The 24,708-nt window shown below is 64.2% G+C and carries 19 protein-coding genes and 1 tRNA gene; 15 read left to right on the top strand and 5 right to left on the bottom strand.

Annotation, left to right across the window (positions count from 1 at the left end):
* Positions 1-520: 520 nt before the first annotated feature.
* From lpxC to P24_RS17800, 5 genes are all read left to right on the top strand, one after another.
* The gene (gene lpxC, locus P24_RS17820) at positions 521-1,423 is read left to right on the top strand and encodes a UDP-3-O-acyl-N-acetylglucosamine deacetylase (protein WP_008946144.1); all 903 of its coding nucleotides are present in this window, start codon (positions 521-523) and stop codon (positions 1,421-1,423) included.
* 265 nt (positions 1,424-1,688) lie between these two features.
* Entirely contained in the window at positions 1,689-2,501 is an 813-nt protein-coding gene (locus tag P24_RS17815; protein ID WP_051013195.1) for an outer membrane protein assembly factor BamD, read from the top strand.
* A 7-nt stretch (positions 2,502-2,508) separates the two neighbouring features.
* Positions 2,509-4,173 (top strand): DNA repair protein RecN, encoded by a 1,665-nt coding sequence (recN, locus tag P24_RS17810; RefSeq protein ID WP_008946142.1) that lies wholly within the window; start codon positions 2,509-2,511, stop codon positions 4,171-4,173.
* A 9-nt stretch (positions 4,174-4,182) separates the two neighbouring features.
* The gene (gene ligA, locus P24_RS17805) at positions 4,183-6,312 is read left to right on the top strand and encodes an NAD-dependent DNA ligase LigA (RefSeq protein WP_008946141.1); all 2,130 of its coding nucleotides are present in this window, start codon (positions 4,183-4,185) and stop codon (positions 6,310-6,312) included.
* Between the two features lie 104 nt (positions 6,313-6,416).
* Entirely contained in the window at positions 6,417-6,923 is a 507-nt protein-coding gene (locus P24_RS17800) for an SRPBCC domain-containing protein (protein WP_008946140.1), read from the top strand.
* Between the two features lie 172 nt (positions 6,924-7,095).
* Here the strand turns inward: P24_RS17800 and P24_RS17795 are convergent, their stop codons facing one another.
* Complete coding sequence (locus P24_RS17795) at positions 7,096-8,913, bottom strand: aminopeptidase P family protein (RefSeq protein ID WP_008946139.1); 1,818 nt, start codon at positions 8,911-8,913, stop codon at positions 7,096-7,098.
* A gap of 280 nt (positions 8,914-9,193) precedes the next feature.
* Here P24_RS17795 and P24_RS17790 point away from each other — a divergent pair, with 280 nt between their 5' ends.
* Entirely contained in the window at positions 9,194-9,553 is a 360-nt protein-coding gene (locus P24_RS17790) for a DUF1127 domain-containing protein (protein WP_237740216.1), read from the top strand.
* A 260-nt stretch (positions 9,554-9,813) separates the two neighbouring features.
* Here P24_RS17790 and P24_RS17785 read toward each other — a convergent pair whose 3' ends face one another.
* The 4 genes from P24_RS17785 to P24_RS17770 all read right to left on the bottom strand — a co-directional run bounded on the left by P24_RS17785 (position 9,814) and on the right by P24_RS17770 (position 15,086).
* On the bottom strand, positions 9,814-10,695 hold the full coding sequence (locus P24_RS17785) for a 50S ribosomal protein L11 methyltransferase (RefSeq protein WP_008946137.1): 882 nt from the start codon (positions 10,693-10,695) through the stop codon (positions 9,814-9,816).
* Entirely contained in the window at positions 10,692-12,983 is a 2,292-nt protein-coding gene (locus P24_RS17780) for an ATP-dependent helicase (RefSeq protein WP_008946136.1), read from the bottom strand. Before P24_RS17780 ends, P24_RS17785 begins: the two co-directional genes overlap by 4 nt.
* A 229-nt stretch (positions 12,984-13,212) precedes the next feature.
* Positions 13,213-13,908 (bottom strand): RlmE family RNA methyltransferase, encoded by a 696-nt coding sequence (locus P24_RS17775; protein WP_008946135.1) that lies wholly within the window; start codon positions 13,906-13,908, stop codon positions 13,213-13,215.
* A gap of 32 nt (positions 13,909-13,940) precedes the next feature.
* Positions 13,941-15,086 carry a Ppx/GppA phosphatase family protein gene (locus tag P24_RS17770; RefSeq protein ID WP_237740215.1) on the bottom strand — a complete coding sequence of 382 codons (1,146 nt, stop codon included), beginning with the start codon at positions 15,084-15,086 and terminating at the stop codon, positions 13,941-13,943.
* Positions 15,087-15,464: 378 nt separating this feature from the next.
* Here P24_RS17770 and P24_RS17765 point away from each other — a divergent pair.
* The 9 genes from P24_RS17765 to P24_RS20560 all read left to right on the top strand — a co-directional run.
* Positions 15,465-15,538, top strand: a tRNA-Gln gene (locus P24_RS17765).
* Between the two features lie 286 nt (positions 15,539-15,824).
* Complete coding sequence (locus tag P24_RS17760) at positions 15,825-16,076, top strand: hypothetical protein (RefSeq protein ID WP_008946133.1); 252 nt, start codon at positions 15,825-15,827, stop codon at positions 16,074-16,076.
* A gap of 34 nt (positions 16,077-16,110) precedes the next feature.
* The gene (locus tag P24_RS17755) at positions 16,111-16,947 is read left to right on the top strand and encodes a DUF3883 domain-containing protein (protein ID WP_008946132.1); all 837 of its coding nucleotides are present in this window, start codon (positions 16,111-16,113) and stop codon (positions 16,945-16,947) included.
* Between the two features lie 156 nt (positions 16,948-17,103).
* Positions 17,104-19,548: an EcoAI/FtnUII family type I restriction enzme subunit R gene (gene hsdR / locus P24_RS17750; RefSeq protein ID WP_008946131.1), complete on the top strand. Its 2,445-nt coding sequence runs from the start codon at positions 17,104-17,106 to the stop codon at positions 19,546-19,548.
* Positions 19,549-20,092: 544 nt separating this feature from the next.
* Positions 20,093-21,541 carry an HsdM family class I SAM-dependent methyltransferase gene (locus P24_RS17745; RefSeq protein ID WP_008946130.1) on the top strand — a complete coding sequence of 483 codons (1,449 nt, stop codon included), beginning with the start codon at positions 20,093-20,095 and terminating at the stop codon, positions 21,539-21,541.
* Positions 21,538-23,301, top strand: a complete 1,764-nt coding sequence (locus P24_RS17740; protein ID WP_008946129.1) for a restriction endonuclease subunit S — start codon at positions 21,538-21,540, stop codon at positions 23,299-23,301. Before P24_RS17745 ends, P24_RS17740 begins: the two co-directional genes overlap by 4 nt.
* Positions 23,298-24,017, top strand: a complete 720-nt coding sequence (locus P24_RS17735) for a DUF3800 domain-containing protein (RefSeq protein WP_008946128.1) — start codon at positions 23,298-23,300, stop codon at positions 24,015-24,017. The genes P24_RS17740 and P24_RS17735 overlap by 4 nt, the downstream gene beginning before the upstream one ends.
* The gene (locus P24_RS17730) at positions 24,014-24,508 is read left to right on the top strand and encodes a hypothetical protein (RefSeq protein ID WP_008946127.1); all 495 of its coding nucleotides are present in this window, start codon (positions 24,014-24,016) and stop codon (positions 24,506-24,508) included. The genes P24_RS17735 and P24_RS17730 overlap by 4 nt, the downstream gene beginning before the upstream one ends.
* Positions 24,501-24,708, top strand: a 208-nt coding sequence (locus tag P24_RS20560) for a hypothetical protein (protein WP_237740214.1), incomplete at its 3' end; no start/stop codon positions are given. The genes P24_RS17730 and P24_RS20560, both read left to right, overlap by 8 nt.

The following is a 24,708-nucleotide window of genomic DNA, read 5'->3' as shown; positions in this document are numbered from 1 at the left end:
CCCGCGATGCCGGCAGCCGCCGCGCCGCGTGCCTCCGCTCCGCTGCCGCCGGCCGCGCCGGCCACACAGCCGCGCCTGGGCGGGCTCGATTCCGCTGACCGCCTGCGCAGCTCGCAGGCTGACGAGGACATGCTGGAAATCCCGGCTTTCCTGCGTCGCCAGGCCAACTAAGCCGGGTGCCGGGCAACCCTGCCCGGTACACCGGTTCCCAGCGTTGAACGGCACCCGTCCGGGCGAGACTCCGCCTCGCCCGGACGGACCGTTTTACAAATGCCAAAACCACTGCCAAGATTTTGGAAGAAAACAATTTTCTCGTAACAATTCGTTACAAAAGGTGATTTGAGGCAACCGTCCGGGACTGATAAAAGTTCTTAATAGACAGTCTATCTTACTGCACGGACGAAAGGCCTTCGCGCCCATGCGCATCGACACGGCACTCATGGATCAGGTTCGCGGCTCCGCTCACATGCACGGAGACGCCCGGGGGGACTCCCGTCCCTTCAGCGAGCGCGCCCGTACCGTGCAGCTCCAGCGGACCCTGCGCAATCCGGTTTCCTGCGTTGGCGTCGGCCTGCATTCCGGTGCCGAGGTGGTACTGAGCCTGCTGCCCGCCGCCCCCGATACCGGCATCGTCTTCCGCCGCACCGACGTCAGCCGGGGCGAAGCGACGATTCCCGCGCATTACGCCAATGTCGTCGATACCCGCCTATGCACGCTGCTGGGCAACAAGGACGGCACCACCATCTCCACCGTCGAGCATCTGATGGCGGCGCTGGCCGGCTGCGGCATCGACAATGCCATCGTCGAGGTCGGCGGCCCGGAAGTGCCGATCATGGACGGCAGCGCCCACCCCTTCGTCTCGCTGATCGAGAATGCCGGAATCAGCCTGCAGGAAGCGCCGCGCCGCGTCATCCGCGTGCTGAAGGCCGTCGAGGTGCGCGAGGGCGATGTCTGGGCCCGGCTGGAGCCGGACACCGACTTCTCCATCGAGCTGGAGATCGATTTCGACAGCAAGGCCATCGCCCGCCAGACCTATCGCGGGCCGGCCCTGAACGGCGTGTTCAAGAGCGACATCAGCCGCGCGCGTACCTTCGGCTTCGCCCATGAGGTGGAGGCGATGCGCAAGGCCGGCCTCGGCCGGGGCGGCTCGCTGGACAATGCCGTGGTGGTCGATGGCGACCGTATCCTGAACGAAGGCGGGCTGCGCTTCGACGACGAGTTCGTGCGCCACAAGGTGCTGGACTGCGTCGGCGACCTGTATCTGGCCGGCGCGCCGATCCTGGGCCGCTTCCGCGGCCGCAAGACCGGCCACGCCTTCAACAACCGCCTGCTGCGCACGCTGTTCGCCGATGCCGATGCCTGGGAGATGGTGACGCTTGACGGCAGCGCCGGCCTGGCACCGGCCCTGGCCCTCTCCGCGTAATCACAATTTCACCAAATTGCTTTTGTCATTGCCGGGCTTGACCCGGCAATCCAGGGGCCACGTTCTGAGACGTTTTAGGCAGGGCACCGCCCCTGGATGCCCGGATCAAGTCCGGGCATGACACGCACGGAATATAACGCCTCTTATCTCGCTGACTTTCCGGTTTCAGTCCGCGCTATCGTTGTGGCGCACTGCCCAGCCGGGCTATAGTGTGGCGTGCCGCGTGTGTCGCGGCCCGATAGACCGCAACCCGTGTCCGGACATCATGACGTCATTCCTACGCGCCTCCCGGTTTGCCGGCTGCCTCGCCCTCGTGCTGCTCGCCGCCTGTTCCGACAAGGAAGAAAAGCCCTATGTCGAGCGGCCGGCCGAGACCATCTACAACGAGGCGATGGATTCGCTGCTGGCGCGCGACTATTTCCAGGCCGCGCCGCTGTTCGAGGAGGTGGAGCGCCAGCACCCCTACTCCAGCTGGGCAACCAAGGCGCAGCTGATGGCGGCCTATTCCTACTATCAGCAGAACAAGTATGACGATGCGGTGATCGCGCTGGAGCGCTTCATCGACCTGCATCCGGCCAGCCCAGACGTCGCCTATGCCTACTATCTGAAGGCGCTGAGCTATTACGAGCAGATCGTCGATGTCGGTCGCGACCAGCGCACGACACGGCAGGCGCTGGACGCCTTCGACGAGGTGGTGCGCCGCTTCCCGGACAGCAAATATGCCCGCGACGCCCGGCTGAAGATCGACCTCGCCAACGACCATCTCGCCGGCAAGGAAATGGAGATCGGGCGCTATTACCTGACGCGCGGCCATTACCTCGCGGCGATCAACCGGTTCCGCAAGGTGGTCGATGAATACCAGACCACCACGCACGTCCCCGAGGCTCTGCACCGCCTGACCGAGGCCTATTACTCGCTCGGCCTGACCGAGGAGGCGAAGAAGGCGGCCGCCGTGCTGGGGCACAATTTCCCCGGCAGCGAATGGTACCAGGACAGCTATGCCAACCTGGCCGGTGGTCCCGGTGCCGAGAACCGGGAGAGCAAGGGCTGGTTCGGCCGGCTGCGCAACATCTTCTGACGCCCGCATGCTGACCAGCCTCGCCATCCGCGATGTCGTGCTGATCGACCGGCTGGACCTCGATTTCCGGGCCGGCCTGTCGGTGCTGACCGGCGAGACTGGCGCCGGCAAGTCGATCCTGCTGGACGCGCTGGGGCTGGCGCTGGGGGCACGCGGCGACAGCGGGCTGGTGCGCCACGGGGCGGACCAGGCCAGCGTCACCGCCTGCTTCGAGGTGACGGAAACTCATCCCGCCTTCGCCGTCCTCGACGAACAGGGGTTGGAGGCAGAGGCGCCGCTGATCCTGCGCCGCGTTCTGGCCGCCGATGGTCGCAGCCGCGCCTTCGTGAACGACCAGCCGGCCAGCGTCGGCCTGCTGCGGCGACTGGGCGACCTGCTGGTGGAAATCCACGGCCAGTTCGATGATCGCGGCCTGCTGGACCCCGCCACCCACCGCGAGGCGCTGGACGCCTTCGGCAACCATGCAGCGCTGCTGCGCGATACCGCCACCGCCCATGCCGGCTGGCGTCAGGCCGCCGAGGCGCTGGACCGGGCGAAGGCGGACGCGGCACAGGCCCGCACCGACGAGACCTTCCTGCGCCATGCGGTGGAAGAATTGGACGCGCTCTCCCCCGAAGCCGGCGAGGAGGAAAGGCTGGCCGAGCAGCGCAGCCTGATGATGAATGCCGAGCAGATCGCCGAGGCGATGTCGGCGGCGCTGGAGCATCTGAGCGGCGAGCGGGGGGCTGAGTCCGGGCTGGCCGGGGCGTCGCGCCAGCTTGGCCGGATCGCCGGCAAGGCCGGCCCGATCCTCGATCCTGCGCTGGCCGCGCTCGACCGCGCGGCGGCGGAGGCGCAGGAGGCCGTACACCTGCTGCAATCGGTCGCCAGCGAACTGGAAACCGATCCGGCGGCACTGACGAAGGCGGAGGACCGGCTGTACGCGCTGCGCGATGTCGCCCGCAAGCATGGCGTCGAGGTCGATGCGCTGCCCGCGCTGCGCGACCGGCTGGCCGAGCGGCTGGCCGCCATCGACGACAACGGTGGAAGGCTGGCGGCGCTGGAAACGGCGACGAAGGCGGCGCGCGAAGCCTATTCCGCTGCCGCCGGCCGGTTGAGCGAGGCAAGGCGCAAGGCCGCCGGCCGCATCGACAAGGCGGTCGGAACCGAACTGCCGCCGCTGAAGCTGGACAAGGCGCGCTTCGCCACCCGCATCGAGGAACTGCCGGAGGCGCAATGGGGGCCGCAGGGCATCGACCGCGTCGCCTTCGAGGTGGCGACCAATCCCGGCCAGGCACCGGGGCCGATCAACAAGATCGCCTCGGGCGGCGAGCTGTCGCGCTTCATGCTGGCGGTGAAGGTGGTCTTGAGTCAGGTCTCCCCCGTCCCGACCCTGGTGTTCGATGAGGTGGACAGCGGCGTCGGCGGCGCCACGGCGGATGCCGTTGGCGAACGGCTGGCGCGGTTGGGCGACGGGCTGCAGGTGCTGGTCGTCACCCATTCGCCGCAGGTCGCCGCGCGCGGTGGGCAGCATCTGCGCGTGGAAAAGCGCGCCGGGCGTGACAGCACGACCACCACCGTCGTCCCGCTGAGCGACCCGGACCGGCGCGAGGAGATTGCCCGCATGCTGTCCGGCGCGCAGATCACCGACGAGGCGCGCGCCGCCGCGAACCGCCTGATGGCCAGCTCCTGAGAGCCTGACATGACAGACACCGAGGATACTGCCGACACGTCCAGCCTGCCGGTCGATGGGCTGACCCTGGACCAGGCCGCACAGGAGCTGGAACGGCTGGCGCGGGAGATCGCCCATCACAATGCGCTCTATTACCAGAAAGACGCGCCGGAGATCAGCGACGCGGCCTATGATGCGCTGTTCCGGCGCAACCAGGCGATCGAGGCGAAATTCCCGGAGCTGATCCGCGAGGACAGCCCGTCGCTGCAGGTTGGCTCCGCCCCCTCCTCCGCCTTCGCCAAGGTGACGCACGCACGGCCCATGCTGTCGCTGGCCAATGCCTTCGATGAGGAGGATGTGCGCGACTTCGTCGGCCGGGTGCGGCGCTTCCTGGGGCTGGCCGCCGATGCACCGGTGGCGATGGTGGCGGAACCGAAGATCGACGGTCTGTCCGCCTCGCTGCGCTACGAGAAGGGCCGCTTCGTGCAGGGGGCAACACGCGGCGATGGCGCGGTCGGCGAGGACATCACCGCCAATCTGCGCACCGTTGCCGGCATCCCCGACACGCTGACCGGCGACGCGCCCGACGTGCTGGAGGTGCGCGGCGAGGTCTATATGCGCAAGGACGAGTTCCTGGCGATGAACGAGGCCGCGAGGGCGCGCATCGAACAGGGCGAGAAGGGCGAGAAGATCTTCGCCAACCCGCGCAATGCGGCGGCCGGATCGCTGCGGCAGCTCGACCCGTCGATCACCGCGAAGCGCAAGCTGCATTTCTTCGGCTATGGCTGGGGCGAGCTGAGCGACCCGGTGAGCGAGACGCAATCCGGTTTCATGGAGCGGCTGAAGGGCTGGGGCTTCGGCACCAACCCGCTCTGGCGCCGGGTGGAATCGGCGGATGAGCTTATCGCCTACCATGCCGAGATCGCCGCCCAGCGTGCCAGCCTGCCCTACGATATCGACGGCGTGGTCTATAAGGTCGATTCCATCACCCTGCAGCAGCGGCTCGGAATGGTTAGCCGTGCGCCGCGCTGGGCCATTGCCCACAAATTCCCCGCCGAACAGGCGCAGACCATCCTGCAGAAGATCGAGATCCAGGTCGGCCGCACCGGCGCGCTGACGCCGGTCGCCCATCTGGAGCCGGTGAATGTCGGCGGCGTCATTGTCAGCCGCGCCACCCTGCACAATGAGGACGAGATTGCCCGCAAGGATGTGCGCGAGGGCGATACCGTCATCCTGCAGCGCGCCGGCGACGTGATCCCGCAGATCGTCAGCGTCGTGCTCGACCGGCGGCCAAAGGACTCGCAGCCTTTCGTCTTCCCCGACAAATGCCCGGCCTGCGGCAGCGACGCGGTGCGCGGCGAGGGCGAGGCGGTTCGGCGCTGCGTCGGCGGGCTGACCTGCCCGGCCCAGGCGGTGGAACGGCTGCGCCATTTCGTCAGCCGCGACGCCTTCGACATCGAAGGGCTGGGCGAGAAATCCATCCAGGCCTTTTTCGCGGACGGTACGGTGAAAAGCCCTGCCGACCTGTTCACCCTGCAGGCGCGCGACAGCCAGTCGCTGACGCCGCTGCGCAACCGCGAGGGCTGGGGCAAGCTCTCGGCCGAGAAGCTGTTCGCCGCCATCGAGCAGCGCCGGACCATCCCGCTGGAGCGCTTCGTCTATGCGCTGGGCATCCGGCAGATCGGCCAGGCCACGGCGAAGCTGCTGGCCCGGCATTACGGATCGCTCGATGCGCTGATCGCCGCCATTGAGGCCGCCGCCGACCCCGAGAGCGAAGCCTATCGCGACCTGGTGAATATCGACCAGATCGGCCCGGCGGTGGCGAAGGATCTGATTGCCTTCTTCGCCGAGGATCACAACCGCGAGACGGTCGAAGCACTGCGGGAACAGGTGGCAGTCGAGGACTATGTCAGCCGCATCGCCACCGAGTCGCCGATCATGGGCAAGACTGTGGTGTTCACCGGCACGCTGATCCGGGTGACGCGCGACGAGGCCAAGGCGCGGGCCGAGGCGCTGGGCGCCAAGGTCGCTGGATCGGTATCGAAGAAGACCGACTATGTGGTGATCGGCGCGGATGCCGGTTCCAAGGCAAAAAAGGCCGAGGAGCTGGGTGTGACCATGCTGGACGAGGATGGCTGGTTCGAGCTGATCGGCGCCTGATCTCGATGATGTGATCTTCGGTGCGCATCAGGCCGAGTTGTGCTTTAACTTTAGCAGGGTCGATGCCGGAGAAACCGGTGCGGTGGTGAAGGGGACAGAAGGGCATGCGTCAGGTCAAGACATCCATCGATATCGCCTGTTCGCCCGGCGAGGTCTGGCGCGTGCTGATGGATTTCCCCGCCTATGCGGAATGGAACCCCACCATCCAGCAGATCGACGGCGTCGCCATGCCCGGCCACCGGCTGCGGCTGATCCTGACACTGCCGAACGGCCGCACGCGCACTGTCCGCTTCCGGGTGGCGAAGGTGGATGTGCGGCGCGAACTGCGGCTGCGCACCAGCGCCATGCTGCCCGGCCTGCTGCGCCGCGAGCATGTGTTCCGCCTCATCAGCCGCGGCGCCATGGGCTGCACCTTCTATCAGGAAGAGGAGGTCAGCGGCCTGTTCTCCATCTTCGCCGGTGAGAGCGCCTTCACCGCACTGCGCCAGCGCTTCGAGGCGATGAACACCGCGCTGAAAGCCCGCTGCGAAGGCACCGAGCCGCCGATGCTGCTGCTACCGCATCACGATCACGATGCGCCGGCAATCGAAGGCAACGAGACGGCGGCTTGAGGGGTTAGTCCTAGCGGCGGCCCTATGCTTCGAGACGCCTGCGCCACGATATGGCGCAGGCTCCTCAGCATGAGGTCACCAGGAAGCACCGCCGGTTATCCAATACTCCCCTCGCCCTGAGGAGCCGGCGTTAAGCCGGCGTCTCGAAGGGCATGGCGGGAAGCTCGGCCCGTCACAGCGGCCGGGTGGCGTCCTCCAGCCAGGTGCTGGTCTCGGTATCCAGCAGCGGCGCCAGCGTCTCGCGCACGCGGGCGTGGTAGCGATCCATCCAGGCGCGCTCCTCCGGCGTCAGCAGCGCGGGGTCGATCAGCGCGCGGTCGATGGGGGCCAGGGTCAGCGTCTCGAAGCCCATCATCGGCCGCTCGCCGCCCGGCACCTCTGCGGCGTCGGTGACCGCCACCAGATTCTCGATGCGGATGCCATAGGCGCCGGTCTTGTAATAGCCGGGTTCGTTGGACACGATCATGCCCGGCTGCAGGGCAATCGTATTGCCGGCCTTGGAAATACGCTGCGGCCCCTCATGCACCGACAGGTAGCTGCCGACGCCATGGCCAGTGCCATGGTCGTAATCCAGCCCGCCCTGCCACAGCGACAGGCGCGCCAGCGCGTCGAGCTGGCTGCCGGTCGTGCCCTTCGGGAAGCGCGCCGTGGCGATGGCGATATGGCCCTTCAGCACGCGGGTGAAGCGGTCGCGCATTTCCGCCGAGGGCTGGCCGATGGCGATGGTGCGGGTGATGTCGGTGGTGCCGTCCAGATATTGCGCGCCGCTATCGACCAGATACAGCTCGCCCGGCTGCATGACGCGGTTGGTCGCCTCGGTCGCGCGGTAATGTACGATGGCGCCGTTCGGGCCGGAGCCGGAGATGGTGTCGAAGGACAGGTCGCGCAGCAGCCCGCTTTCGGCACGGAACGCCTCCAGCCGGTCGGAGGCGGTCAGCTCGTCCACCGTGCCCTTCGGCGCCTCGCGCGACAGCCAGGCGAGGAAGCGCGTCACCGCCGCCCCGTCGCGCCGGTGCGCCTCCCGGCTGCCCGCCAGCTCCACCGGGTTCTTGCAGGCCTTGGGCAGCAGGCAGGGATCGGCTGCACGGACGAGCTTCGCCCCGGCCTGCTGCAACTGCTCGAACACCGCCACCGGAGCCGTCGCCGGATCGGCGCGGACGATCTTGCCCGCCGTCCCCAGCGCCGCCAGCGCCGGCAGGAAAGCGTCGGGGGCGCTCACCGAAACCTCATTGCCGAGATGGCGGCGCGTCGCCTCGCCCAGCTTGGCCGGGTCGATGAACAGGCTGACGCTGGCATCGGCCTTCACAATCGCGAAGGACAGCGGCAGCGGCGTGTGCGGCACGTCCGTGCCCCGGATGTTCAGCAGCCAGGCGATAGATTCCGGCAGGGTCAGCGCCGCCGCATCCTCGCCGGCCTTGGCCAGCTCGGCGGCGATCTGCCTGCGCTTGTCGGCAGACGCCACGCCGGCATGCGCGATATCATGCGGCAGGGCGGGTGTGGCCGGCGGCGCCGGCTGGTCGGCCCAGACCGCGTCCAGCGGGTTGCCCTCGACCGCGACCAGATGGCCCTTTGCCTTCTCCGCCGCCGCCTTCAGCTTCTCGACCTCGTTCGGCGTGTGCAGCCAGGGGTCATAGCCAAGCTTCGCTCCGGCCGGCAGATTGGCCGCGATCCAGTCGGAAGGTGCCTGGTCGGCGCTGTGGATGCGGGCGAACAGCCCGCCATCGACCTGGGTTGCCACCTGCAGCGTGTAGCGGCCATCGACGAACACCGCCGCCAGATCGCGCAGTACAACGGCATTACCGGCGGACCCGGTGAAGCCGGTCAGCCAGGCCAGCCGCTCGGCGCGGGTCGGTACATATTCGCCCTGATGCTCATCCGCGCGCGGCACCAGGAACCCGTGCAGCCCCAGCCGCGCCAGCTCCGCGCGAAGGGCCGCGAGGCGGGTTACATGGGGCGCGCCATGCGTGTGAAGAGGGCTGACAGCGGACATGGTGTTCCTGGCGGTTGGGTTTGCTTCCTCTGAAGCTAGGCGGTGCCGCCGCCGGAAACAAGCGTTCCTGCGGCTTTCCGACCAAGCATCCCGGTTAACGCATGGGTAACGAATAGATATGCATCAGTGTCATTGCTGCGGTGCACGAAATGCGCGTTTCGCATGGCGCGAAGAGGATTATCTATGTCTCGTGATTTTAACGGAGCGCCCGGCCAGCCCACGGTCCATACGGGATTGAGCGACTGAGGCGTCCATGATGATGAAGATGAGGATGACCGCCATGTCGAGCAACACCGCTCTGAACAACACTGCCAATGCTGCGACGCACAATGGTACCTACACCATGCCGCAGATCGACGTTCTGTCGAACATCACCTATGCCCGCTCCCTGCAGGCCGCTGCTGTCCGCAAGGGCACGATCTTCGTGGCCCGCGCGATTGCCCGCGGCGCCGTGTGGCTGGTGCAGCCGCTGCTCGACTGGCAGCGCAAGAACCGCACCTATTCGGAGCTGATGTCGCTGGACGACCGCATGCTGGAGGATATCGGCCTGCATCGCACCCAGGTGCGCAGCATCGCCTTCGACAGCGAAGTCGAGGCCGGCATCGCCGCCAACACCAACCGTTCCCCGAAGGCTGCGTAATCCCCCCCTCTACGCGCCTCACAGGGCCGGCGGCTCTCGCGATCCTTCTCCTCCCTGGGATCCGCTGAGAGCCGCCGGTTTTCTTTTGCGCGGCGTTTGGATGTTCTGGCTTCCCTCTCAAACTGTCATGCCCGGACTTGATCCGGGCATCCAGGGGCGGTGCTCTGCCTGAAGCGTCTCAGAACGTGGCCCCTGGATTGCCGGGTCAAGCCCGGCAATGACAAATTAGATTGTTACAACGAGGTGCGGCAGCCGCCCCCTCACCCCACCACCAGCGTGTGCCAGCCATCCTGCGGGATGCGGCGCTTCAGATAGAGCCGCTGAGCGCGGTGCGCGGACAGCACCCATTTCTCCTGCCGCGCGGTGAGGCCCGACAGCACGGCAATGCCGCCCGGCGCCAGATGGCGCTTCAGATCCTTCGCCATGCGGCACAGCGGCCGCGCCAGGATGTTGGCGAAGATCAGGTCATACGGCCCCTTGCGCGTCACCAGCGGGTTGCGGTAGCCAGGGCCGGAGATCGCACGCACCGCCGGCACGCGATTGAGCCGTGTATTCTCCCTGGCCACGTCGCGCGCCTGCGGATCGATATCCGACAGCAGCACCCTGCAGGGCCAGCTCTTCGCCGCAGCCACCCCCAGAATCCCCGAGCCGCAGCCCATATCCAGCACCCGGAACGGGCGGTGCCGGCGCTTCGCCATGGCACCCGCCGCCATCAGGCAGCCGCGCGTAGTGGCATGCTCGCCCGACCCGAAGGCGATGGCCGCGTCGATCAGCAGCGGAATGCTGCCGGAAGGCGGCTGCTTCTGATGATGCGAGCCATGAATGAAATAACGGCCGATCTGGATCGGCGGGAACCGGCGGCGATTCTCCTTCAGCCAGTCGGTCCAGGGCAGCACCTCGATGCGGGTCTCCGGCTCCGCCACGCCATTGCTCAGCGCGGTCAGTGCCACGGCGGAGATCACGGCGGCGCGGTCCGGCTGGCTCTCGCCGAACCCCTCGACCTTCCAGGTCACGCCCTCGCCCAGCTCCACCATCGCCACGGCGCTGACATAGGGCTCGATGGCCTCGGCGAAATCCAGCGCCAGCTCGGCCGGCACTTCCAGCTCGACACGGTAGCCGCCGATGCGTTTCTGCTCGCTCATTTCTTCTCCACGAAGGCCGCCAGCACCTTCTTGGTGCCGGCCTTGTCGAAATCGATCTCCAGCTTGTCGGCCTCCACCGCGCGCACCGTGCCCATGCCGAATTTCTGGTGGAACACGCGGGTGCCGCGCTGGAACCCGTCGGCATTCGGTTTGTTGGTCGCCACGCTGTAGGGCACGCCCTCCAGCGTCGGCTGCTCGCGACGCGGGAACCGCCGTCCCGCCTCGAAATAGCCGCCGCCATCGCGCGGCGGGCTGGAGGCATAGAGCCCGCCCCGGCTGGCCGCCCCCCATTCGCTTTGCCGCGCCGTGCCGCCGAACAGCCCGCCCTCGGTCACCTGCTCGACATGATCGGCCGGCAGCTCGGAGACGAAGCGCGAGGGCAGCGAATTCTGCCACAGCCCATGCACCCGGCGGTTGGCGGCATAGAGGATATCTGCCCGTTTGCGCGCCCGCGTCAGCCCGACATAGGCGAGGCGGCGCTCCTCCTCCAGCCCCTGCGCCCCGCTTTCGTCCAGCGCGCGCTGGTGCGGGAACAGCCCTTCCTCCCATCCCGGCAGGAACACCGTGTCGAATTCCAGCCCCTTGGCGCTGTGCAGCGTCATGATCGAGAGCTGGTCAAGCGAGCTGTCCTCGGCATTCTCCATCACCAGGCTGATATGTTCGAGGAAGCCCGCCAGGCTCTCGAACTCTTCCATGGCGCGGATCAGCTCCTTCAGGTTTTCCAGCCGACCCGGCGCCTCCGGCGACTTGTCGGCCTGCCACATGGCGGTATAGCCGCTCTCGTCCAGCACCAGCTGGGCGAGGTCGGGATGCGGCATATGGGCCAGCTCGGCGCGCCAGCGGTCGAAATCGCGGATCAGGTCGGACAGCGACTTGCGCGGCTTCGGCTTCAGCTCGTCGGTGCCGACCAGCTGCCGGCACGCCGCCATCAGCGAGGTGCCCTGCGCGCGCGCCAGCTGGTGCGCGGCCTGCAATGTGGCATCGCCCAGCCCGCGCCGGGGCGTGTTCACGATGCGCTCGAAGGCGAGATCGTCGTCCGGCTGCGCGATAATGCGCAGATAGGCGATGGCATCGCGGATTTCGAGGCGTTCGTAGAAGCGCGGCCCGCCGACCACCCGGTAGGGCACGCCCAGCGTGACGAAGCGTTCCTCGAACTCGCGGGTCTGGAAACCGGCACGCACCAGCACCGCCATCTCCGACAGCGAGTTGCCGGCGCGCTGCAGCGCCTCCACCTCCTCGCCGACGGTGCGGGCCTCCTCCTCGCCGTCCCAGACGCCGCGCACGCGGACCTTCTCGCCCTCGTTCGTCTCGGTCCACAGCGTCTTGCCGAGACGCCCCTCATTCTTCGCGATCAGCCCGCCGGCAGCGGCCAGGATATGCGGGGTGGAGCGGTAATTCTGCTCAAGCCGGATGACCGCGGCGCCGGGAAAATCCTTCTCGAACTTCAGGATGTTGCCGACCTCGGCCCCGCGCCAGCCATAGATCGACTGGTCGTCATCGCCCACGCAGCAGATGTTCTTGTTCTTCTGCGCCAGCAGCCGCAGCCACAGATACTGCGCGACATTGGTGTCCTGATACTCGTCCACCAGCATGTATTTGAAGCGGTCGTGATATTCCGCCAGTACCTCCGGGTGCTTCTGGAACAGCTCCACGCAATGCAGCATCAGATCGCCGAAATCGGCGGCGTTCAGCGTCAGCAGCCGCTCCTGATACTGACGGTAGAGCTGCACGATCCGGCCGCCGGCCAGGTCCATCGCGTCTTCCGCCGGCACCCGGTCGGGACTGAGCGCACGATCCTTCCAGCGCTGGATGGTGCCCATCAGCACGCGGGCCGGCCAGCGCTTGTCGTCGATGCCCTCGGCCTGCAACAGCTGCTTCAGCAACCGCACCTGATCGTCGGCATCCAGAATGGTGAAGTTGCTCTTCAGCCCCACCAGCTCGGCATGGCGGCGCAGGATGCGCACGCAGATGGCGTGGAAGGTGCCGAGCCAGATCTGCTCCGCCGCCGGGCCGATGATCGCGGCAATGCGCTCGCGCATCTCGCGCGCCGCCTTGTTGGTGAAGGTGACGGCCAGGATGTTCCACGGCTTCGCCCGGCCGGTGACCAGCAGATGGGCGAGCCGGGTGATCAGCACGCGGGTCTTGCCAGTACCCGCACCGGCCAGCACGAGGACCGGCCCGTCGAGCGTCTCCACGGCCTGGCGCTGTGCGGCATTCAGCGTGTCGAGATAGGCAGGCCGGGGCGTGGCCGGACGGAAATCGGGGGAGGAATTCGTGGTCATGGACATGCCGCCTGATATAGCGGATCGAGCGCTGTGCGTCTGCCCCTTTAGGGCTTGGAAGATGCTCAGAGGAGTTTTCCCTCTCCCCTTGCGGGAGAGGGTTGCGCAGCCTTATCGAGGTGCAAGCCGAGATTAGGCGAAGCTGGGTGAGGGGTAATTGCTCGGACCGAACCGCCCCCTCACCCGGTTCGCTGACGCTCCCCCCCCTCTCCCGCAAGGGGAGAGGGCTTTGCTCTTATTCCGTATCTTCATCCGGCGCGCCTCGGAAGCCGCTGGCGATGACATACAGCTCCGCCGAATCGGAGCGGCTGGCCGGCGGCTTGGCATGCTTCACCGTGGCGAAGCACAGCTTCATGCGGTTCAGCAGCGCGCCTTCAGTACCGCCCTGGAACACCTTGCACAGGAAGGTGCCGCCCGGCGCCAGCACCTCCTCCGCGAAGGCCAGCGCGATCTCGCACAGCCCCATGATGCGCAGATGGTCGGTCTTGGTATGGCCGGTGGTCGGCGGCGCCATGTCGGACAGCACCAGGTCGGCCTTGCCACCCAGCGCCGTCTTCAGCCGTTCCGGCGCGTCCTCAGCCAGGAAGTCCATATGCAGCACGGTGACGCCGCCCATCTCGTCCATCGGCAGGATGTCCAGCGCCACGATGGTCGCGTTCGGCGCGCGCTCCACCGCCACCTGGGTCCAGCCGCCCGGTGCCGCGCCCAGATCGACGATGCGCTTCGCCCCCTTGAAGAAGCCGAACTTGTCGTCCAGCTGGGCGATCTTGAAGGCCGCGCGGGAGCGGTAGCCGAGGCGCTTGGCCTCCGCCACATAGGGGTCGTTCAGCTGGCGCTGCAGCCACAGGGTGGAGGAATGCGAGCGCTTGCGCGCCGTCTTCACCCGGACCGCCGGCCCGCGACGCCCGGATGGGCCGCTGCCGCGACTCATGACAAGACTCCCGAAAACATGGTGATGGATTCCTAAAGCGTCAGGCGGCGGTAATGCGGCCCGGTGGCATGGCGTACGCGGCCGGTCTCGTGCTTCTGCAGCAACCCGAACAGGATGCCCTCGCGCACGCCGCGGTCGCCGACCCGCAAGCGCCCGACCGGCCAGCGCCGGCAGATCGCATCCAGGATGGCGCAGCCGGCCAGCACCAGGTCGGCGCGGTCATGGCCGATGCAGGGCTGCGCCGCGCGGCCGGCATAATCCAGCGAGACCAGCCGCGTGGTCATCTCCTCCACCTGGTCGAAACCCAGGAAGGTGCCGTCCACCTTGGACCGGTCATAGCGCGCGAGGCCCATCGACATGCCGGCCAGGGTGGTGACCGTGCCCGACGTGCCCAGCATCTGCACCTCGCCGGCCTTGATGCGCTGGCCGATGGAGCAGATCGCCTCGAACTTCTCCAGATGCGGGGCAACCTCGGCGATCATCGCCTCATAGACAGTGCGGCCGATATCCTGGCAGCCGAACCGCTCCGCCAGGCTGACCACCCCCAGCGGGATGGAGATGATCTTGCGCAGCTCGTGCCCGCCGCCCTCCTCCAGCCTGAAGAAGGACACTTCGGTCGAGCCGCCACCGATATCGAAGACCAGCCCATAGGGCGTATCGCGGTCGAGCAGCGGCACGCAGCCGGCGACGGCCAGCGCCGCCTCCTCCTCGGTATCGATGATCTCGATGTCAAGGCCGGTCTCGTCCTTCACCCGCGCCATGAAGTCGGTGCAGTTGGCGGCACGGCGGCAGGCCTCGGTGGCGACCGCGCGGAAGGAGGTCACCTGCCGGCGCTCCATCTTCTGCGCACAGATGCGCAGCGCCTCGACCGTGCGGTCCATCGCGGCGGGCGACAGCAGGCCGCTGGAGCACACGCCCTCGCCCAGCCGCACCACGCGCGAGAAAGCATCGATGACCTTGAAGCCCTCGCAGCCGCGCTCGCGCCGCGCCGGGCGGGCGACCAGCAGCCGGCAATTATTGGTGCCGAGATCGAGCGCTGCGAAAACCGGCGCACCCCTGGACGGCAGCGGGGACGTATCAGCCTCTGCCCTGTCGCGGACGAGCGTGTCCGGCGCCGGCGGAAAGTCCGCAGGCATCCGGGCAGTCTCGGGGCGATAGGGCTTGTTGATGACACGCACTCCGTTATCTCAACTGGCATCCGGCTGGTCATGAGCCGATGGGCCGCCACACTCCATCAGTATAATCTGTATTATATATGGTGTGCAGCACAAGGCCGTGCGCCATATAAAGTGAAACCCTGCCATGATTTTCCATCCTGCGGGATTTCAAAGGCCATCGTACACAGAGCGGCCGCCCCCCGTCCAGACGCCGTGCTGCCGCACCCTTTTCCCCTTGGGCCAGACCCTGGGCCGCTTCCGGACAGCTTCTGGCGAAAATTCGCACATTCAGGGCAGAGAGGGCTTAACAGTACCGGATCGATATGATAGAGAAGCGCCCTCTTGATCGGGCGGAGGCATACCGCAGCGCTTTTGAAGCGCGGCTTCCCGCCCCACGGTTGGGGGATCGTCTAGCGGTAGGACTACGGACTCTGACTCCGTCAACCCTGGTTCGAATCCAGGTCCCCCAGCCAATTTTTTCAAGCACTTACGTTACACTCAAAAGCCCGCCCGAAAAACTGGATCACACAGGGATCACAGTTGCGCCAAGGCCATGAGCGCCCATAGATCGGCGCCCGGGACGCGGTCCAACCCTTCATCCAGATCGAACCTGCTTATATAGGCGAAGGTCCGAATAGACTGAGATGTCAACAGCGCCCCCCGCGCGTCTTCGACCAATTGTAAGCCCCTAGTAATTTGATTTTACTTCCTTTTCTCGACGACAATGAACGTCATCGCGAACTGGGAGGGCTGACGAGAATGCTTGGAATTGCGCGCGCTTTCGCCTGCGAGATATTCACCCTTGAGTCAGGGCGGCTGCTGGCCAGCCTCGGTCTGGCGGGCGCCGTAGGCTGCGGCGTGGTGTTAGGCTGGACCGAGTACGGCGACACCGCCCGCAACATCGGCGCGCTCACCGGAGTGGCTTTGGGGCTGGCCTGGAAAATCCGCAAGGCGGTGATGCGCATTAGTGGCCAAGAGGCGACCCAGGACCAGTCAATGCCCTTGCCCTAATGACAAAAGCGAACCGCCCCTCTAGCCTGGCCGCATGTCGAACGGGCCCTGGACGGACGCAGAGAACGATCTGATCGTCGCGGATTACTTCGCGATGCTGGCCGACGATATCGCCGGTCGCCCCTACAGCAAGGCCAAGCATCGCCGGGCGTTGCTCCCGCTGCTCAATGGCCGGTCCGAAAGCTCCGTCGAGTTCAAGCACCAGAACATCAGCGCCGTCCTGAAGGGGTTCGGCGAGGCATGGATTCCCGGCTACAAGTCGGCCTTCAATTTCCAGATGTCACTGGCGGACGCCGTGGCCCGCTGGCTGGCGCTCAATCCGGGCTGGCTCGAGCGTCTGCCCGACGCGCAACCTTCCATGGGGCTCCGCGAGGCAGCATCGCTGTGGGTGGGGTCGGCGCCAACGCTATCGAACCAGCCGCCGCCGCAGGAATTGGAGCAGATGCTCCACATCGCTCGCAAATTTGATGTAGCAGGACGGGACGAACGCAACCGCGCCTTGGGTCGAGCTGGCGAGGAACGGGTGTTGATGCATGAGCGTGCCACGCTACAGGCAGCCGGGCGCGGCGATCTGAGCCGAAAGGTGCGCTGGGTATCGCAGGAAGATGGTGACGGTGCCGGCTATGACATCGCCAGCTTCGCACAGGACGGGCGTCCGCGCCTGATCGAAGTAAAGACGACGAATGGCTGGGAGCGCACGCCCTTTCACATCACCCGCAACGAGCTGGCTGTCGCAGATGAGCGGCGTTCCGAATGGTGCCTGTTCCGGCTCTGGAACTTTGCGCGCGAGCCACGCGCCTTCGAGCTCTACCCGCCGCTCGACGCCCATGTCTCGCTGACCGCAACGACCTTCCAGGCAAGCTTTAACTAAGGCCAAGCCCACCTTCGGCGCGTAATCAGCATCAGATTACCGTTAGCGGTTGCATCTGCGGCTTTGGTAAACAATCATCCATAAAAATGGCGCAACAGGCCGATGCTCTCGCGGATTGGCGGGAGCCGAATAATCGCGGGGAGATCTGGCGCGGGCATGAACAAGAGGGGCCTCTCGGAACGCGACATCTGCACCAAGTTCATCACGCCGGCGCTTCGCAGTGCGGGTTGGGACGAAATGCTGCAGATCCGCGAGGAGGTAAGCTTCACCCGGGGCCGGATCATCGTCCGTGGCAAGCTGGTGACGCGCGGTCGGGTCAAGCGCGCCGACTACATTCTCTACTATAAGCCTAACATCCCGATTGCGCTGATCGAAGCGAAAGACAACTCGCATAGCGTTGGCGACGGCATGCAGCAGGCGCTGGGCTACGCCGAGACGCTCAATATCCCGTTTGTCTTCTCCTCGAATGGCGACGGCTTCGTCTTGCATGATCGCACCCGCGCCAGCAGTCCGCGCGAGATGACCCTGGCTCTGGATGTCTTCCCCGCGCCTGCGGATCTGTGGGCGCGTTATCGCGCTTGGAAAGGTCTGGATGCCGAAGCGGAGCAGGTCGTCCTTCAGGATTATTACGACGATGGCAGCGGCAAGACGCCCCGCTACTATCAGGTTAACGCCGTCAACACCGCGATTGAAGCCATCGCCAAGGGACAAGACCGCGTGCTGTTGGTCATGGCCACGGGAACCGGAAAAACCTACACCGCCTTCCAGATCATCTGGCGCCTGTGGAAGGCCGGCCGGAAGAAACGCATTCTGTTCCTGGCGGATCGCAATGTGCTGATCGACCAGACCATGGTGAACGATTTCCGCCCGTTCGGTGGCGCCATGGCAAAGCTCTCGACCAACGCCAAGACCATCGAGCGGCAGGATGGCAGCAGCGAGGAGCTGACACTCGCGCTGGATAGGAAGCGCCGCATCGATACCGCCTATGAGGTCTATCTCGGCCTCTATCAGGCCATCACCGGGCCGGAGGAGCGCCAGAAGCTCTACCGGGAATTCTCGCCGGACTTCTTCGACCTCATCGTCATCGACGAATGCCATCGCGGCAGTGCCGCCGAGGATTCGGCCTGGCGGGAAATCCTCGAATATTTCTCATCCGCCACCCAGATCGGCCTGACCGCCACGCCGAAGGAGACGAAGTACGTCTCCAACATCGCTTATTTCGGCGATCCGGTATTCTCCTACTCGCTGAAACAGGGCATCAGCGACGGATTCCTGGCGCCCTACAAGGTCGTGAAGGTCCATATCGACCGCGATGTGCAAGGCTACCGCCCGGAGATGGGCCAGCTCGACCGCTACGGCGAAGAGGTTGAGGATCGCATCTACAACACCAAGGATTTTGACCGCACGCTGGTCATCGACGATCGCACGAAGCTGGTTGCACAGAAAGTCACCCAGTTTCTGAAGGAAAGCGGCGACCGCTACCAGAAGACCATCGTGTTCTGCGTCGATCAGGAACATGCGGCGCGCATGCGCCAGGCTCTGGTCAACGAGAATGCCAATCTGGTCGCCGAGAACCCCCGCTACGTCATGCGCATCACCGGCAACGATGCCGAGGGACAGGCCCAGCTCGGCAACTTCATTGACCCGGAATCGACATGGCCGGTGATCGTAACCACCTCGCGGCTGCTCTCGACCGGCGTTGATGCGCAGACATGCCGTCTGATTGTGTTGGACCGCGAGGTCGGCTCCATGACCGAGTTCAAGCAGATCGTCGGCCGCGGCACCCGCGTCCATGAGGACACCCGCAAGTTCTATTTCACGCTGATTGATTTTCGGGGCGCGACCAGCCATTTCGCCGATCCTGATTTCGATGGCGAGCCGGTACAGATCTACGAGCCGAAGGAAGACGAGCCAATCGACCCACCGGAAGCGCCGCCGACCGACGAAGAGGGCGAACCGCTGCCAGAGGTGCCTGGCGAAGGCGAGACCATTGTCGATGAACCGGGTCTGCCGGAAACGCCCCCAGGTGGGCAGAGGAAAAAAATCTATGTCGATGGCATCGGCGCCACCATCATTGCCGAACGCGTCGAATATCTGAACGAGAGTGGCCGTCTGGTCACGGAATCCCTGCGTGACTTTACCAAGCGCGCCCTGCGCAAGCGCTTCGCCAGCCTGGATGACTTCCTAAGGAGCTGGAACGCCAGCGAGCGCAAGCGGGCCATTCTGGACGAATTAGCGGCCGAGGGTCTGCCGCTAGACCCCATCGTCGAGGAGCTGGGCAAGGACCTCGACCCCTTCGATCTGATCTGCCATGTCGCCTTCGACGCCAAGCCGCTGACCCGCCGCGAGCGGGCGGAAAATGTGAAGAAGCGCGATGTCTTCACGAAATACGGGCCGCAAGCCCGCGCCGTGCTCGATGCGCTGCTGGCAAAATATGCCGACGAGGGCGTGCTGAACCTCGACGATGCAAACGTCCTGCGGATCGCCCCTTTCTCAAGCCTCGGCACGCCGATAGAACTGGTGCGCGCCTTCGGCGGCAAGCCCGGCTTCGAGAAGGCCGTGCATGAAATGCAGAACGCCTTGTATGAAGCTGCGATTTAAGGGGAACGAAAGTGTCGAATTATCAAGGAAGCCTCGATGGCTTGTGCGGTCCCTACGCCATCGTGAATGCTTTCGAACATTGTGGGATCCATCGACCTGGCGAGCTCTTTGAGACCGCGTGCATGGCTATTTCACAGCGCCGATGGCCAAAAATTCTGTGGGACGGAACTTCCCTTGGTGACGTAAAGCGAATGATCAAACTTTGCCGAGAACTAACACCGGACGCCGCCAAAGTTCAAATAAGCTATCCATTTATTCGAAAGGCGCCAACATCAAATAAAGAATACTGGGATCGCATAGATGAAATTGTCGCTGATCGACCGAATTTTCGCTGCATGATTATCGGGCTAACCCGCCCTCGATATCACTGGATTGTTGCACATCTCGAGACTCCAAAGAGACTTAGTTTTATAGATACTGATCCACATAAATCAATTCGAATAAAGAACCGCTCGCAGCTTTATGCGGGCTACCGAAACAAAAATTCCAAGAAGTGGATGATTGATCGAAGCGAACTAATCCTGTTTGAGGTTGGTCAATAAACATGTCCATCCGCACCCTCGTCAAATCCATTCAGGACATTATGCGCCAGGATAGCGGCGTCGATGGCGATGCGCAGCGCATCAGCCAGCTCTGTTGGATGTTCTTCCTCAAGATCATCGACGATCAGGACCAGGAATTCGAACTGCTGAAGGAGGGCTACCGCTCACCCATCCCTGCCCGCCTCCAATGGCGCGCCTGGGCGGCCGATCCGGAGGGCATCACCGGTGAGGAGCTGCTGGCCTTCATCAATGGCGACCTCTTCCCCACGCTGAAGGAGCGGCCCCCGGCCACGCCCCGCGCACGCACCGTCCGCGACGTGTTCGAGGATGCCTATAACTACATGAAGTCCGGCCAGCTGATGCGGCAGGTGGTCAACAAGATCAACCAGATCGACTTCAACAACCTGTCCGAGCGCCAGCATTTCGGCGACATCTACGAGCAGATCCTGAACGATCTGCAATCCGCCGGCAATTCGGGCGAATATTACACCCCGCGCGCCGTCACCTCCTTCATGGTGCGGATGATCGACCCCAGGCCGGGCGAGACGCTGTTCGATCCGGCCTGCGGCACCGGCGGTTTCCTGACCTGTGCCATCCGCCATATGCGTGACCACTACGTGAAGCGCCCCGAGGACGAAGTCGCGTTGCAGGCCGGTCTCCGCGCGGTGGAGAAGAAGCAGCTTCCCCACATGCTGGCCGTCACCAACATGCTGCTGCATGGCGTCGAGGACCCGTCTTTCCTGCGCCACGACAACACCCTCGCCCGCCCCTACATCTCCTGGGGCAAGGATGAGCGGGTGGATATAGTGCTCACCAACCCGCCCTTCGGCGGGCGCGAGGAAGACGGGATCGAGAGCAACTTCCCGCAGCATTTCCGCACACGCGAAACCGCCGACCTGTTCCTGGCCCTGATCATTCGCCTGCTGAAGCCCGGCGGGCGCGCGGCGGTGGTCCTGCCCGATGGCTCGCTGTTCGGTGAGGGCGTGAAGACCAGGCTGAAGGAGGCGCTGATGGAGGAGTGCAACCTCCACACCATCGTGCGCCTGCCGAACTCGGTCTTCCGCCCTTACGCCTCCATCGGCACCAACCTGCTGTTCTTCGAAAAAGGCACGCCGACCAGGGATATCTGGTTCTGGGAGCATCGCGTACCAGAGGGACAGAAGGCCTATTCCATGACCCGGCCGATCCGGCTGGAGCATCTGGACGATTGCGCCGCTTGGTGGGGTGGCCCGCGCCGTGAGGGGCGGGTGGAATCCGACCGCGCCTGGAAGGTCAGCGCCGAGGAGGTGAAGGCGCGCGGCTACAATCTCGACATCAAGAACCCGCATACCGTGGCGGATGACCATGGCGATCCGGAGGCGCTGCTGGCCGACCTGACCGCCGCCGAGGCCGAAGTCGCCGCACTCCGCGACCAGTTGAAGGTAATACTGTCGGAGGCGCTGGCGCGATGAAGGCCGAACGGCTTCTGGCGCTCTACGAGAAGGTGGCAGAGGCACCCGACGCCATTGCCCGCCTGCGCCGCTTCGTGCTGGACCTCGCCGTGCGGGGCAAGCTGGTGCCGCAGGACCCGGCGGATGAACCGGCAGACCAACTACTCGAGCACGCAAGCATTGTGCGCAAAGGACGCATACAGACAGGAGAACTCCGCGAAGCCAAAGGCATTAGAACACCGTCGCGGACCGAATGGCTGTTCGACATCCCCCAAAATTGGTCTTGGAGCGTGGCCGATCAACTATGGGACTTCGAAAACGGTGACAGAAGCTCGAATTATCCTTCACGCGATCAACTTGTCGACGACGGCATCCCTTTTGTTAACGCCGGCCACCTTGTTAATGGTCGGATTTCACTTGAAGAAATGAACTTTATCACTGCTGAGAAGTTCGCGTCCTTAGGTGGAGGAAAATTGCGGCAAGGGGATCAGGTATATTGTCTTCGCGGTTCTCTAGGAAAGCATGCCGTCTTCGATCTTGATCGCGACGCCGCGATAGCATCCTCGCTTGTAATTCTGAGGCCGGTAATCTCCGACTGCGTTCCCTATCTTTCGTTATATTTTGATAGCGACATTGCCCAAACAATGCTCCGTCGCTTCGACAATGGATCGGCACAACCGAACTTGTCGTCTGCAAATCTAAGAAAATACGAAGTTCCCCTCCCGCCCTTGGCCGAGCAGCGGCGGATCGTGGCGAAGGTGGAGGAGCTGATGGCACTGCTCGACCAGATGGAGGCGGCTCGGCAACAGCGTGAGGCTACCCGTGACCGGCTGACCGCCGCCAGCCTCGCCCGCCTGACCGCGCACGATTCGGACGCCGAGGCCTTCCGCACCCACGCCCGCTTCGCCCTGAACGCGCTCCCCGCCCTCACCGCGCGCCCGGACCAGATCAAGTCGCTCCGCCAGACTATCCTCGACCTCGCCGTCCGAGGCAAACTGGTGCGTCAGGACCCAACCGACGAACCAGCGTCAGAGTTGTTGAAGCGGATTAGCGTTTCACAAAAAAAAGCCTTTGCCGAAGAAGGCCTCAAGAAGCGAAAACCGGTTCTTCGATTGAAACGAGAGGAACTCCCATTCAATATTCCGGATAGCTGGGAGCTCCCATCTTTCGACGATCTGTTTGTTATTGTTAGCGGTGTAACAAAGGGCAGCAGGGTTTCGACCGATACGGCAGTTGAATTGCCATACCTACGTGTTGCCAATGTTCAGCGCGGACATCTTGATCTCACGGTGGTGAAACGGATCATCGTTAGAGGTCCTGATCAAGAACGTTACCGGCTAAGAGCTGGTGATATTCTCATGACTGAGGGGGGCGACTGGGACAAACTTGGGCGCGCAGCTATGTGGAGCAATGAAATCGAGAATTGTATCCACCAGAACCACATATTCCGCGTCCGACCGCCATCGCCGGAAACCTTGCCCGAGTGGGTAGTTATGTATGTCAACAGTAAGCTGGGAAGGCGTTTCTTTGAGGAAGCCTCAAAGCAGACCACGAATCTCGCCTCAATTAACATGACGCAGCTACGTTCCTGTCCTCTCCCTCTACCGCCCCTCGCCGAACAGCACCGCATCGTGGCGAAAGTCGATGCCCTCATGGCCCTCTGTGACCGGCTGGAGGCTGTTCTTGACAGTGCCGATACCACCCGCGCCCGCCTGCTCGAGGTCCTCATTGCCGACGCACTGAACCCCGAATTAATGCAAGAGATGGAAGCGGCGGAATGACAGAGCCACGCCTGTTCAACGTCTACTGTGACGAAAGCTGCCATCTCGAGCACGACGGCGTGCCAGTTATGGCTTGGGGTGCCGTCTATTGCCCGGCGGACGCGAGCCGCGCCATTTCCGAGGCGGTTAGAACGCTGAAGGCCGAGCACGGGCTTGCGCATAATTTCGAGGCGAAATGGACGAAAGTCTCGCCAGCCAAGGTTGATTTCTACCTCGCGTTGATTAACCTTTTCCTCGCAGAGGATCGCCTGCGCTTCCGCGGACTCATAGTGCCCGACAAGGCACGGCTCAACCACGCCCGCTTCGACCAGTCGCACGACGATTGGTATTACAAAATGTATTTCACGATGCTGCGTCCGATCTTCACGGCGCCGCATCGCTATCGAATCTATCTCGACGTGAAGGACACGCGCGGCGGGCCGAAAACCCGTAAGCTGCATGAGGTGTTGGCCAACAGCCTTTACGACTTCGACCGACAAGCTATCCAGCGTGTTCAGCAGGTTCGCAGCCATGAAAGTGAATTGTTGCAGATCGCCGATCTTCTGATCGGTGCGCTTACCTATGCCAACCGTGGCCTCACAACCAGCCCGGCCAAGACGGCAATCGGGATTAGGCTGCGTGAACGGCTCGGGCAGAACGTTCTGATCCGCACTTCCACATTCACGGAAACGAAATTTAACGTTCTCGTGTGGCGGGCGCGGGAGGCGGCTGAATGAATGCGCCCGATCTACTGCCGCTCTCCGCGTTCGGGGGGAACTGGGCCGCTTACGAAACCGAACTCCACCGCATCTTCATCGACGATCTTGTAAACGGTGGCGTGCAGTATGGCGGGCTTCGCGTCGGGTGTCGTCGCCATCCGGAAGTCGCAGACCGGTGGGCATCATTCTGGCATTTGGTGCAGGAAGGCCGCGTCGAGGACGATCGCGTACCCGATCTGCGCCGCTGCGAACGGATCCGCTGGGTGCGCTGGGTGATCGAGAATGCCCCAACGCATGTCGAGATCGATAAGTGGCAGAATACGCGCGGCACAGAGGTCAATACACTTCTCTGGTTTCGCGAGGAATATCTGGTGGTTCTCGCAAAGCGCCAAGGCTACTGGCTCTTGAGGACTGCCTATTGTACCGAAAAAAGTGGCCGGATCAGGAAGCTTCAGAAGGAGCGTGACGCCTTCCTTCGAACTAATGGGGCGGGAGGCCAAAATGACTGAAGCCGCCCAAGCGAACCGGGACGGCCTCGAATGCTCTTCCTACACATGGCAGGTGAGACACGAAATATATGCCGGCTCCCTGGCTGATTGTCAAGGATATCTGGCCTTCTCCGCTCTCCGTTCGAATGTTGCGGCTCTGGTTAAATATAAATATATCAATTCTCTAGGTTGGAATCGGGGTGAGCTACTCCCCGATCCTT

Source organism: Oceanibaculum indicum P24, assembly GCF_000299935.1.
Lineage (GTDB): Bacteria > Pseudomonadota > Alphaproteobacteria > Oceanibaculales > Oceanibaculaceae > Oceanibaculum > Oceanibaculum indicum.
This window is presented reverse-complemented; position numbering and strand designations above follow the sequence as displayed.